Origin of the sequence: Rhizobium sp. 25PS6 (assembly GCF_032464655.1) — a bacterium.
Lineage (GTDB): Bacteria > Pseudomonadota > Alphaproteobacteria > Rhizobiales > Rhizobiaceae > Rhizobium > Rhizobium laguerreae.
On the sequence record NZ_JAWDIV010000012.1, the window covers coordinates 37,187 to 48,969 of the forward strand.

At 61.0% G+C, this 11,783-nt stretch carries 15 protein-coding genes; 8 read left to right on the forward strand and 7 right to left on the reverse strand.

The annotated features are described in order from the left end of the window. The first annotated feature begins 77 nt into the window (after positions 1 to 77). Together RWK44_RS18300 and RWK44_RS18305 are read left to right on the forward strand one after the other, a co-directional pair. Complete coding sequence (locus RWK44_RS18300) at positions 78 to 356, forward strand: hypothetical protein (protein WP_131662532.1); 279 nt, start codon at positions 78 to 80, stop codon at positions 354 to 356. Between the two features lie 171 nt (positions 357 to 527). Further along, positions 528 to 968: a DUF1810 domain-containing protein gene (locus RWK44_RS18305; protein WP_131662285.1), complete on the forward strand. Its 441-nt coding sequence runs from the start codon at positions 528 to 530 to the stop codon at positions 966 to 968. A gap of 48 nt (positions 969 to 1,016) precedes the next feature. On the opposite strand, the gene RWK44_RS18310 is transcribed toward RWK44_RS18305, so the two are convergent. Both RWK44_RS18310 and RWK44_RS18315 read right to left on the reverse strand, forming a co-directional pair. After that, entirely contained in the window at positions 1,017 to 1,205 is a 189-nt protein-coding gene (locus tag RWK44_RS18310) for a hypothetical protein (RefSeq protein WP_003547852.1), read from the reverse strand. 82 nt (positions 1,206 to 1,287) lie between these two features. Continuing rightward, entirely contained in the window at positions 1,288 to 1,911 is a 624-nt protein-coding gene (locus tag RWK44_RS18315) for a TetR/AcrR family transcriptional regulator (RefSeq protein ID WP_131662286.1), read from the reverse strand. A gap of 127 nt (positions 1,912 to 2,038) precedes the next feature. On the opposite strand from RWK44_RS18315, the gene RWK44_RS18320 reads away from it, so the two are divergent. Continuing rightward, positions 2,039 to 2,254, forward strand: coding sequence for a hypothetical protein (locus tag RWK44_RS18320; RefSeq protein WP_003547846.1), 216 nt, complete (start codon positions 2,039 to 2,041; stop codon positions 2,252 to 2,254). A 151-nt stretch (positions 2,255 to 2,405) separates the two neighbouring features. On the opposite strand, the gene RWK44_RS18325 is transcribed toward RWK44_RS18320, so the two are convergent. Continuing rightward, positions 2,406 to 3,263: an SDR family oxidoreductase gene (locus tag RWK44_RS18325; protein ID WP_131662079.1), complete on the reverse strand. Its 858-nt coding sequence runs from the start codon at positions 3,261 to 3,263 to the stop codon at positions 2,406 to 2,408. A gap of 116 nt (positions 3,264 to 3,379) precedes the next feature. Here RWK44_RS18325 and RWK44_RS18330 point away from each other — a divergent pair, with 116 nt between their 5' ends. From RWK44_RS18330 to RWK44_RS18340, 3 genes are all read left to right on the forward strand, one after another. Continuing rightward, a complete protein-coding gene (locus RWK44_RS18330; protein ID WP_131662287.1) occupies positions 3,380 to 3,628 on the forward strand; it encodes a type II toxin-antitoxin system Phd/YefM family antitoxin in 249 nt (82 codons plus the stop codon). Continuing rightward, positions 3,628 to 4,050, forward strand: a complete 423-nt coding sequence (locus tag RWK44_RS18335; protein ID WP_131662288.1) for a type II toxin-antitoxin system VapC family toxin — start codon at positions 3,628 to 3,630, stop codon at positions 4,048 to 4,050. Before RWK44_RS18330 ends, RWK44_RS18335 begins: the two co-directional genes overlap by 1 nt. Before the next feature lie 138 nt (positions 4,051 to 4,188). After that, on the forward strand, positions 4,189 to 5,037 hold the full coding sequence (locus RWK44_RS18340) for an IclR family transcriptional regulator (RefSeq protein ID WP_131662289.1): 849 nt from the start codon (positions 4,189 to 4,191) through the stop codon (positions 5,035 to 5,037). A 22-nt stretch (positions 5,038 to 5,059) separates the two neighbouring features. On the opposite strand, the gene RWK44_RS18345 is transcribed toward RWK44_RS18340, so the two are convergent. Then, on the reverse strand, positions 5,060 to 6,268 hold the full coding sequence (locus RWK44_RS18345) for an amidohydrolase/deacetylase family metallohydrolase (RefSeq protein ID WP_131662290.1): 1,209 nt from the start codon (positions 6,266 to 6,268) through the stop codon (positions 5,060 to 5,062). Between the two features lie 274 nt (positions 6,269 to 6,542). After that, complete coding sequence (locus RWK44_RS18350) at positions 6,543 to 7,412, reverse strand: sigma-70 family RNA polymerase sigma factor (RefSeq protein WP_131662291.1); 870 nt, start codon at positions 7,410 to 7,412, stop codon at positions 6,543 to 6,545. A 107-nt stretch (positions 7,413 to 7,519) separates the two neighbouring features. On the opposite strand from RWK44_RS18350, the gene RWK44_RS18355 reads away from it, so the two are divergent. Continuing rightward, a complete protein-coding gene (locus RWK44_RS18355) occupies positions 7,520 to 7,978 on the forward strand; it encodes a carboxymuconolactone decarboxylase family protein (protein WP_131662292.1) in 459 nt (152 codons plus the stop codon). A gap of 94 nt (positions 7,979 to 8,072) precedes the next feature. Here RWK44_RS18355 and rhaI read toward each other — a convergent pair whose 3' ends face one another. Next, the gene (rhaI, locus tag RWK44_RS18360; RefSeq protein WP_316029215.1) at positions 8,073 to 9,365 is read right to left on the reverse strand and encodes an L-rhamnose catabolism isomerase; all 1,293 of its coding nucleotides are present in this window, start codon (positions 9,363 to 9,365) and stop codon (positions 8,073 to 8,075) included. Positions 9,366 to 9,443: 78 nt separating this feature from the next. Here rhaI and RWK44_RS18365 point away from each other — a divergent pair, with 78 nt between their 5' ends. Next, a complete protein-coding gene (locus tag RWK44_RS18365) occupies positions 9,444 to 9,602 on the forward strand; it encodes a YqaE/Pmp3 family membrane protein (RefSeq protein WP_017958027.1) in 159 nt (52 codons plus the stop codon). A 63-nt stretch (positions 9,603 to 9,665) separates the two neighbouring features. On the opposite strand, the gene RWK44_RS18370 is transcribed toward RWK44_RS18365, so the two are convergent. After that, positions 9,666 to 11,762, reverse strand: coding sequence for a bifunctional rhamnulose-1-phosphate aldolase/short-chain dehydrogenase (locus RWK44_RS18370; RefSeq protein ID WP_221945106.1), 2,097 nt, complete (start codon positions 11,760 to 11,762; stop codon positions 9,666 to 9,668). Positions 11,763 to 11,783 lie beyond the last annotated feature (21 nt).

Genomic DNA, 11,783 nt, shown 5'->3' on the forward strand with positions numbered 1-11,783 from the left:
GAACCCGGTTCCGCTCCGCATGTGTTGCAGGAGTATTTAAAATGACAGATTGTGGAACTTTAAGTCGTCGCGAGGATATGGTGACTCTCCATGTAAAAGAGGACGAAACCGCCGGTTTAGGCGAGCGCGATTATGTAGATCATGTCAGCGCCCAGAAACTTTCGGCCTTCGAGCGCATTGTCGTGGTCGGAGCGCTGGTTCTCTTGAGCTTTGCGGGTTTTGCCGCATATTCTTCCGGCGATACGGACCCGATGACGACATCGGCCATTGCCGCCCCGGCCGGCGATAACACGCCGGCTCATCCGGCCTACGGCCATTGCCGCGACAGTAGCCCCTACGCCGAGAGGGTCTGCTAATAGCAGCTACAGCGCCGCGTCTTTTCGGACGCGCAACGGACGCTGTAGCACTTTGAATTGCTGTGTAATTTTGTCCTTAAAATCGATTCCGATTTGAGGAATTATGCAGTGGCTCGCCGGGCATGGAGACCTTGGCCCAGGCTGCATCGACAGCAGGAAGGGAAAAGGACCATGGCCGGTGAAATCGACTATAATCTCGATCGGTTCATCGATGCCCAGAACGGCGTCTACGAACAGGCGCTTTTAGAGCTGAAAGCCGGGCGCAAGACGTCCCACTGGATGTGGTTCATATTCCCGCAGATCGCCGGTCTCGGTATGTCGGCGATGGCCGAAAAATATGCGATCCGCTCGGCCGAGGAAGCCGCCGCCTATCTCGCCGATCCCATTCTCTCAAGCCGGCTGCTGCGCTGCGTCGAGGCGATCCTGTCTGTTGGCGGCAGATCGGCGCACGAAATCCTGGGCTCGCCCGACGACCTCAAGCTGCGCTCGTCGATGACCTTGTTTGCCGCGATCAGCGACCACGGTTCGCCCTTCCACCGGGTGATCGAGCGTTTCTATCAGGGAAAATTCGACGATCGGACGATGAAAATCCTCAGTGCTAGCACAGACTGATTTTATGCCTGTCGGCTTAAAATCTGAATGCTGTTGCAAATTAAATAGTTATCGGCCCGGCCTGCTCTCCAGCGTAGCAATTTCCTCGGAAATTTCGCTCAGCCGCTGACGCAAATCGCTGTCGGTGCCGTCATCGACCTCTTCCTCGCCGAAACAATAGCGCGCATCATGGAGCTCCAGCTTGGCTTCGAGCTCGGCGCGTTTGGCATACAGGCGTTTGAGATAGACGTAGTTCATCTCCCTGCCTCCACATCGCCCTCGGGTTAGTTTAAAAACGGCATGGAAGTGGTAAGGTTCCCCTCCCACACACTTGCGGCGGTCAGGCGAAGGAAGCGATCGCTGCGTGGCAGGCCTTGGCGAAATGACCGCAGCAGCCGGCAGCGCCCATGGCCTGGCGGCTGACGCGCGCGCCTTCGAGCAGCAGCGTCAACGTATCGGCAAGAAGCCGGGGTTCGCGCGCGCCGGCCGCCGAACAGAGCGCGGCCAGGCGATCACGCTGTTCGGCCTTGTGCCGCTCGATCATTTCGTGGGCGGGATGGCCCTCGCCCTTCAGCTCGATGGCGGCATTGGCGAGATCGCAGCCGGCGGGCTCGCCGTTCAGACATTGCGCCCGCAGCTCCACCCAGGCGTCCAGCTGGGCGCGCGGATTGCCGGGATAGGCCGATTCCAGATCGCGCCAGATGGCACCCGCCTTTTCGGAGGCGCGGCGCAGCGTCTCGCAGACCAACTCGTCCTTCGAGCCAAAATGCCGATAGAGCGTCATCTTGTTGGTCAGAGCCGCGTCGGCAATGGCATCGACGCCAATGCCGCGGATGCCGCGCTCGCGGAAAAGCTCCGAGGCTGTCGAGACGATACGCTCGCGCGGGGGCAAGCGATCTTCTGGAACGGCTGCGGGGATTTCATTCGAAGTTTCTGATTTTTTTGCGGACTTAGTCCTTGACATCAATGTGACCGATCGGTAACAAATGCATTGTTACTTACCGGTAACACCACGAAACGCGAAAGTCAATGCCGAGGGCATGGCAGCGGAAAGTGGAACACGGGCGACCGCCCACGAAAGGAGGACAACCATGACAAAGACCAGAGATGACCTGACAATATCCGAAGCCCTTCGCGACCCCCTGATCGCCATGGTGTTGCGCGCCGACGGCGTAAAGCTTGAAGACTTCAAGCAACTCCTGGAGACGGCCGCCCGCAAACGCGAACCGCGCTCGACTTCGGTGGGCAATATGATCGGAGCACTGGCAAGCCGCGCCAATCTGCCGGCAATGCCCTGCTTCGGCTGAGGAAGCCGCCTAAACAGCTTGGGGATCTCTCCCTGCCCCCGTCAAGGGCTGCCGTCACAACCAGACGGCGGCCCTTGCCGCTTTAAAGCATGTCGCGCAAAAGTGTGCAGCGGTTTTGCGACAGAGCGAATTTGAACGATCGCGACGCGCTTTAGAGGATCGGCTTGCCGCCGGTAACTGCGATGGTCGTGCCGGAGACATAACTCGACAAGGGATCGGCCAGCATCACATAGGCTGTCGCAAGCTCGGCCGGTTGGCCGGGCCGTTTCATCGGCACTTGCTTGCCGAAATTGCTGACGCTTTCTTCAGGCAGTGTCGAAGGGATGAGCGGCGTCCAGATTGGCCCGGGCGCCACCGCATTGGCGCGAATGCCTTTCTCGGCCAGAAGCTGGGCAAGACCGGCGGTAAAATTCTGGATCGCGCCCTTGGTCGTCGCATAGGCAAGCAGCGTCGGGTTCGGATTGTCCGAATTGATCGAAGCGGTGTTGATGATGGCGCTGCCGGGCTTCATATGGGCGACGGCTGCCTTGGTCAGGTAGAACATCGAATGGATATTGACCTTGAAAGTCAGTTCCCACTCTTCATCGCTGATCTCGTCGATGCTCTTGAAGCTCGCCTGATGCGCGGCGTTGTTGACGAGAATGTCGATCCCACCCAGCTCCTTGACCGCCGTCTCGACGATCTGTCTGCAGTGGGCGGGATCCTGGATGTCACCGCTGACGAGTATAGCCTTGCGTCCGGCCTGCTCGACGAGCCGTTTCGTCTCATCGGCATCCTCGTCCTCGTCAAGATAGGAGAGCACCAGATCGGCACCTTCCCTGGCATAGGCGATTGCCACCGCCCGGCCGATGCCGCTATCGCCGCCGGTGATGATTGCCCGCTTGCCCTTCAGCCGCTCGGAGCCGCGATAGCTCTTTTCGCCATGGTCGGGAATGGGGTCCATCTGTGCCGTGAAACCCGGCATCGGCTGTTTCTGGGACGGGAAAGGCGGTGTGGGATAATTTGGCATGGTGACCTCCTGGGTTCAGGGGGTCAAACTCGGGCTACGGCTTGTTGTTCCAGCGGCCTTGCGGCAGTTTTGCTTTCGAACTAAAATGACCAGAAAATTGGTCATCAGGGCACATTATGGCAAGTTTCAATCTGGCGGAAGCCAAAGCCCATCTCAGTGAATTACTCAATCGCGTCGAAGCCGGCGAGACCGTCGAGATTTTGCGGCATGGCAAACCGGTGGCGCAGCTCGTGCCCGTCAAGACACGCAAAAAACCGATCGATGTCGAGCGGTTGAAGGCTTTGACCGCCTCGATGAAACCGCCGGCCGAACCGGTCGATTCCACGACTTTCATCCGCGACATGCGCGACACCGACCGTTACTGATGCTTTATATCGACACGTCAGTCCTCGTCGCCGCGTGGACGATCGAAACCCGCACGGACGACGTGCAGCAATGGCTAGCGACGCTTCGATCCGAAGAAATTGCGGTCAGCGGCTGGACGATCACCGAATTTTCGAGCGCCATCGCGCTTAAGGCGAGAAACGGACAAATCGATCCGGACGAACGCAGCAAGGCTTTGGCGTTGTTCAAGGAACTATGTTCGACGACCTTCGAACTTCTGCCGATATCTCGATCGCACTTTGTCGAATCGGCACGAATGACTGATCAACTTAATATCGGTCTTCGCGCCAGTGATGCTCTGCATCTCGCTGTCGCGCTCGGCAGCGACGCCACGCTCGTCACTCTGGACAAGGGGCTGGCAAAAGCTTGCAGCATCGTCGGCGCGCATCATCGGTTGTTATGAAGTGGACGGTATCGTGGGGTATCACGCAGCCTCCGGGATTCGACCGCCGTCACATTAGCCCATACGATCAACCCGCGAAATGTTGCGATTTGCCACAGCGACAACTATGCCATAGTAATGTAACATGATCGCAGTTTTATGAGGGGCGTGAAATTGGACGGAAACACATCATCCGCAGTTTACTCCGAAGATGAGGGCGTCGTCGGCGAGGCCGGTGGCAAGGGGGCACGCCGCGCGCGCGTCAGCGGCATCGACCGGGCGCTTCAGGTGATCGATCATCTTTACGAGACCGGATCGCCCGCCGGCGTCTATGCTATCGCCAAGGCGGTGAAGGCGCCGCTGTCGACCGTTTATGTCATCGTCGACGATCTCGTCGAGAAAAACATGCTGACGCGCCAGGCCGACGGCTCGATCTGGCTCGGCGCGCGGCTCTACCATTACGGCCTTGCCTATGCCAGGTCGCTGGATTTCATGAGCATCGCCACCCACGAAATGCACGATCTCTGCCGCCAGGCCGGCGAAACCGTGCAGGTTTGCGGCCGCGACGGCGACTATATGCTGGTGCTCGCCATGGCCGACGGCCCCAGCCATTTTCAGGTGGCGTCCCGCGTCGGCACAAGGGTGCCGCTGAACTGGACGGCCTCCGGCCGGCTGCTCGTCGGCCACCTGGCCGAGGAGGAGCGCATCGAACTGTTCAAGCGCTGCGCCCGCTCTTCACCGACCGGCCGCGCCGAGATTGATCCGGGCACGCTGTCGGAAGCCGCCGGCAAGGCCTTCGAGTCGCGGCTGTCGATCCAGGCGGGGGAATCGGATTATGCGGTTGCCTGCATCGCCTCGCCGATCTGCGATCGAGACGGCCAGTGCGTCGCCACCATTTCCATCGTGCTGCCGGAACAGAAGGCGTTTTCCGACGAGAACCACTATACGGCCCACGTGCGCAGTTCAGCGGAGCGGATCGAAAAGCTGATGGGCTGGCGCAACCGCTGAGGATTGAGCCCTTCAGCGGATCCTACCTGTAGGAATAGCCGTGGCTGTGGCGCACCAGCTTGCGCGCCCGCGGCACATAGCGGCTGGCGGCGAAGGCATCGGCGCCCATCACCGCATAGCGCGGCTCGAACAGCTTGCTAAGGACCGAAACTTCGCCGTTGGAATCCGTCGCTTCGAGATCGGAATCCACCAGATCGAAAATGGTGAATTCCGCTTGCGAGCCGACCGAAAGCCGGTTCTCCATCGACAGCTTGATGACGGATGCCGGTGCATGGGTGACGGCTTCCACCACCTTGTCGAAAGGCATGCCGACGCTGAGAAGTTTCGACATCGTCGTCGCCAGATCCCAGACCGGGAAGTTCATCGAATGGCCGTGCAGGTCAGTCGAGATCGAGAACGGCAGAAGCCCGCGCGCGATCGCCGCCTCGGCGACCTTGAAGGAGAAGGAGGCGCCGCCATGGCCGATGTCGAGACGGATGCCTTCGGAGGCGCAGCGCTCGGCGAGGTTGAAGAGGTCCTCGTCCTCCATAATGCTCGACCCGGCCTTGCCGTTGAAGCAGTGGGTGACGACGTCGCCGGGGCCTAGGATCTCCAGCACCTCGTCATAGAGCGCCGGCGGCTCGCCAACATGCACCATCATCGGCACTTTCAAGATCTTGGCGATCTTCTTGCCGAGCTTGACCGGGGTGACGCCCCAGGATCCGGTGATGACATGGCTGGCGCGCACCTTGATGCCGACGATGTGCTCGCTGTTTGCGGCATAGACTTCGAGAATGCGGTCGAGATCGATATCGCGGATATCCCGCAATTCCGCGACGCGGTTGCAGGCGACGAGGCCGATCGAGCCGAGATTGAGGAAGGCCTTGATGCGTTCGCGCGAAGGCTCGATGATGTATTCCCGGAAGCCATGGAAATTCGCCTCACCGGCTGAACCGGCATCGACCAGTGTGGTGACGCCGCGCGCGACGCCGCATTCGGACGGGCGGATGGAAATATCGGTGCCGCCGTGCCAGATATGCACGTGCAGATCGACCCAGCCCGGCGAAATGAAGGCGCCTTTGCCGTCGATGCGCGTCACATCCTGCGAGACGGAAAGCGACGGACCGATCTCGGCGATCCTGCCGTCGGCATTGACGAGAATGTCGGTTGCCCCCTCGGATGTGCTGGCACCGAAGGCCACCGGTTTGACATTGGTGAGGAGAAGCGGCTTCTTCATCTGGTCGCCGGACATGACATGCATTCCTTTCGAAGTCTCGGACCGGGATCACTCCTCGGCCATCCGTCTGCGGGTCATTATGGAAGAGTGTTGGGTAGCGAAAGATGCAGAGAGGTATCTGGATCGCTACAATTCCATAGTTATGTTATATAAATCTTTATAATAGAATAAGGCCGAGGACGCCGCTGTCAAGAAAAATGACCCGGCCGTCATCGCTGAAGAAACGTGAGCGGCGCGCTCCATCCGAGGCGCCCCCGGTTTCGAAGAGCGGGCGAATTCGCGTTTCTTTTCAATCTCGAAGAATAGAATAGTCAAGCCGTCCCAGGTGATCCGGATCGGCGATGGCGTCGATCGCGGCGATCCTGCCATCGGCGATCGTCAGCGCCACCACGACGCGAAGCTGGCCCTTGATCTCCACGACGAATCCGAGCTCGCCGCCGACGATGGCGATTTCTGCCGCCTGCGCCCGACCCTTGAAGGCTTCAGCCACGTGAGCTGCGCCGCGCATTTCGCCAATGGTGCCGAAGCGGGCGGCCGTCGCATCCGGCCGGAAGACGACGTCAGGGGCAAGCACCGCGATCAAGCCCTCCAGATCACCGTTGCGCGAGGCCGTCAGAAAGGCCTCGGCGATCGTCCGCTTGCGGCCGAAATCGACATCCGGCGCTTCGTCCACCCCCTGCACCCGACGGCGGGCGCGGCTTGCGAGCTGGCGGGTGGCACCGGACGAACGGCCGATGATCGGCGCGATCTCGTCGAAGGGCAAGTCGAACATATCGTGCAGCACGAAGGCGACACGTTCGGCGGGCGCCAGCGTCTGTAGCACGACGAGCAATGCCAGACCGACCGAATCGGCAAAGGCGGCTTCGCGCTCGGGATCGTTCGCGGGATCGGCGATCCCGCTATGGACAGGCGCCTCCAGCGGCTCCTCGCGTCGGGTCTTGCGGGCGCGGAGCATGTCGAGGCAGATGCGCGCCACCACCGTCGTCAGCCAGCCGCCAAGATTGCCGACCCCTGTCGTATCCGCGCGGCTAAGCCGCAGCCAGGCCTCCTGAACGGCATCTTCCGCCTCGCTGCGCGAGCCGAGCATGCGATAGGCTGCGTCCCGCAGATGCGCTCTGTTCGCCTCGAATTCGTCAGTCAGCCATTTTTTCTCGTCCACGTGTCACATTCCTCCGCTGCGTTCCGTCAAAGCCATGACGCATGAAACCCGGCCGATGTGACAGCGCCGGCGGATCGTCGAACACGAAACGTATAAGGAGACATATCATTCAGGAGAGAATGGGAAATCCCGCCCTCGTCCTTCCCGCGGCCATGCAGGCGCTCAATGCCCTCAGCAAGGTGCCGGCAGAGAACGGCCTTTCGCCAAAGCTGCTCGAACTCGTCAATCTGCGCTCCAGCCAGATCAACGGCTGCAGCGTCTGCATCGATGGCCATTGGCGCATTGCCCGTAAACACGGCGAAACCGATGAGCGGCTCTTTGCCGTCGCTGGCTGGCGTGACGCTCCCTATTATAGCGATGCCGAACGGGCCGCGCTTGCGCTCACGGAGGCGCTTACCCGCCTTAGCGACCGCGCCGACCCTGTGCCGGATGATATCTGGGACGAAGCAACGCGGCATTATGACGGCAAGAGCCTTGCGGCACTCGTCATCGCCATCGCCAATATCAATGTCTGGAACCGGCTGAACATCGCCACCCGCCAGATCGCCGGGGCCTGGAAGCCGTAAACGGCGAGGTTGCCGGCAGCGCGTCACCCCTGCGCTGCCGGCAACCATCATCCCTAATCAGCATGGCTTCAGCCCATGTGAAACAATCGAGCGTTCAGATGATGCCGCCGCCGCCGGCAGCGGATGCCGGACGCTCGGCCGCCACTTGTCTGCGATAACCGCTGGTACGATAGACGGCGATCGGGTCGATCGCGCCGCCGGCCCTGCGGCGGGCTTCGGCCAGGATAGGCTCGACATCGGCGCGATAGGCACGCTTGAGCGTTTCCGATGCCATCAGCGCGTCGTTGTCGTCCTGGTAACCGGAGAGCGCCTTGCGGTCGACGAGCAGTGCCTGCGCATAGGCGCGGCGGATTTCGTTGGCGCTGTTGATCAGGCTTTCGATCGGGTCGGTGACATTGTGCGACTGGTCGATCATATGGGCCGGGTTGAAGTCGTTGACGCCGCGCTGCTCGGCGTCCACCAGTTCGTTGAAGACGAGGAACAGCCGGTAGGGATCGATCGCGCCGGCGTCGAGATCGTCATCGCCATATTTCGAATCGTTGAAGTGGAAACCGCCAAGCTTGCCGAACTGGATCAGCCGGGCGACGATCATCTCGATATTGGTGTTTGGCGCATGGTGGCCGAGATCGACGAGGCAATAGGCCTTGGGGCCGAGCGTCTGGGCGATCAGGTAGTTGGTGCCCCAATCCTGCACGATGGTCGAATAGAAGGCCGGCTCGTACATCTTGTGCTCGGAGAAGAGCTTCCAATCGTCGGGCAGCGCCTTGTAAATATCCGCCATCGAGGCAAGGTAACGCTCGAAAGCCTTGGTGAAATGGCTCTGGCCGGGGAAGTTCGAACCGTCGCCGATCCAGACCGTCAGCGCCTTGGAGCCGAGCGCCTTGCCGATCTCGATGCATTCAAGATTGTGCTCGACCGCCTGCGCCCGCGTCGCCGCGTCGGTGTGGCTGAGCGAGCCGTATTTGTAGGAATGGGCCTGGCCGGGCGCATCGGAAAAGGTGTTCGAATTCATCGCATCGAAGCCGAGGCCGAGCGCGTTACCCTTGGCCTTCAACTCCCGGGCATCCGCCTTGTCCCAGGGAATATGCAGCGAGACCTTCGGGGTCGCCTGCGTCAGCTGGTTGATGACGGCGCAATCGTCGAGCTTGTCGAAGATGCCGCGCGGCTCGCCGGTACCGGGGAAACGGGCAAAACGCGTGCCGCCGGTGCCGACGCCCCAGGAGGGCACGGCAACGAAGAATTCCGCAACCTTCCGGGTGACCGCCTCGATATCGACGCCGCGACGGGCAAGCGTCGCGCCCAGTGCCTCGTAATCGGCCTTCAACGCGGTTGCCCGCTTGTCGTTGTCAGTCGCCACCAGATCTGGCGCAATCCTGGAATCTGTCATCTATTCCTCCCTGGTCGCGAACCATAGGGGCACGGTTCGCGTTCAAACGCTTACATGTCTTCAAACGAAGGAGCTACGATGGACGTTGTCCGCATTCTTCTTGCGATCATCCTGCCGCCCCTTGGCGTATTCTTGCAGGTCGGGATCGGCCTGCATTTCTGGCTCAATATATTGCTGACACTCTGCGGCTATCTGCCGGGGATCATCCACGCAATATGGGTGATCCTCCGGAAATAGCTCTATCCGTTTGCTTTACGCGCTCCGGACGCAAAACCGCTGCGCACCGTTGCTGGAATTGCTCTAGCGCGTAAAACTCTGCACGTTGCCGGCATCGACGTTGATGATGTTGCCGGTCGATTTTGCCGAAAGGTCTGAAGCGAGGAAATAGATCGCCTCGGCGATATCTTCCGGAAACACGTTGAGTTTCAGCATCGAACGCTTGCGGTAATGTTCCTCGAGATCGTCCACCTCGATCTTCGACGAGGCGGCGCGCTGCTCGCGCCATTCGCCGCTCCAGATCTTCGAACCGCGCAGGACCGCATCCGGGTTGACGGTGTTGACGCGGATGCCGGCATCCGCGCCTTCCAGCGCCAGGCAGCGGGCGAGATGGATTTCGGCAGCCTTTGCCGTGCAATAGGCAGACGCATTCGGCGAGGCGGCCAGACCGTTTTTCGAAGCGACGAAGATGACGTTGCCGCCGAGCGCCTGACGGCGGAACAGGCGGAAGGCTTCACGCGAGACGAGGAAATAGCCGGTCGCGAGAATATCGATATTGCGGTTCCACGTCGACAGCTCGGTCAATTCGATCGGCGCGGAGGAGGCAATGCCGGCATTCGAGACGAGGATATCGATGCCGCCGAATTCGACGCAGGCTTCCGCGAAGGAGGCGATCACCGCATCTTCCTTGGTGACGTCGAGCCGGACGCTGCGCACGGCGTCAGCGCCGAACTTCTTGACGAAATCGGCTTCGGCGCCTTCGAGCGCTGCCTGATCGATATCGGCAAGCACCACGCAGGCGCCCTCGCCGACGAGGCGCGCGGCCGTCGCCCGGCCGATGCCGCCGGCGCCGCCGGTGACGAAGGCAACGCGGCCGGCAAGGCTCTTCGGCTTCGGCATGCGCTGCAGCTTGGCCTCTTCGAGCAGCCAATATTCGATGTCGAAGGCTTCCTGCTCGGGCAGGCCCTGATACTGCGACACCGTCGAGGCGCCGCGCATGACGTTGATGGCGTTGACGTAGAATTCGCTGGCGATACGGGCCGTCGCCTTGTCACGGGCAAAGGACAGCATGCCGACGCCGGGCACCAGGAAGATGACGGGATTGGCGTCGCGCATGGCGGGCGAATTGTCATGCTTGCAGTTGTTATAATAGCGGGCGTAGTCGGCGCGATAGTCCTCCAGCGCCTTGTCGAGACCGGCAACGATCGCGTCGACATCCGGCTTGGCCGGGTCGAAATCGACGATCAGCGGGCGGATCTTGGTGCGCAGGAAATGATCGGGGCAGCTGGTGCCGAGCGCGCCGAGCGGCCGCAGATCGCTGGAATTGACGAATTCGAGCACGGCGTCCTGATCGTCGAAATGACCGAGCTTACGCTCCTGCTTGCCGATGCGGCCGCGGATCTCCGGCATCAAACGGGCGGCGATGGCGCGGCGTTCGGCGACCGGCAGGCTTTGTGCCAGCGCGCCACCGAAAATCGTCTTGCCTTCGGTCTTTTCGGCAAACCAGACGATCGCCTTGTTGATGATATCGAGCGTCAGCTCGTAGCAGGCCTTGGCATCGTTCGCCCAGGTGAAGAGGCCGTGGCTCTCGAGCACGACGCCCTTGGCATTCGGGTTTGCGGCAACGAATGCGCCGAGGTCGAGGCCGAGCTGAAAGCCCGGACGGCGCCAGGGCAGCCAGCCGATCGCATCGCCGAAGATCTGCTGCGTCAATTCCTTCGAATTCTTCGACGCGGCGATCGCGATGATCGCGTCAGGATGCATGTGGTCGACATGGGTGAAAGGCACGAAGCCGTGCAGCGGCGTGTCGATCGAGGCAGCGCGGGCGTTCAGGTTGAAGGTGCAGTGCGGCAGGAAGCCGACCATGCGGTCCTCGTCCTCGACACCCTTGTAGATGCCCTTCAGCGATTCCAGCTTGTCCTGGTAGAGTGTCGCGAAACCGTCGAGCTTGATCGTGCCGACGTCGCCGCCCGATCCCTTGACCCAAAGTACCTTCACCTTGCCGCCGGTCAGCGGATCGGTTTCCAGCACCTTCGCCGAGGTGTTGCCGCCGCCGTAATTGGTGATGCGCTTGTCGGCGCCGAGCAGGTTGGAACGATAGAGCAGCTTGCCAGGCTCATCGAGGCCTGCCGCGTAAGCATCATCCCACCGGTTTTCCAGAAGCCGGACGTTCGCCGCCATGTCATCCTCCCATATGAAATC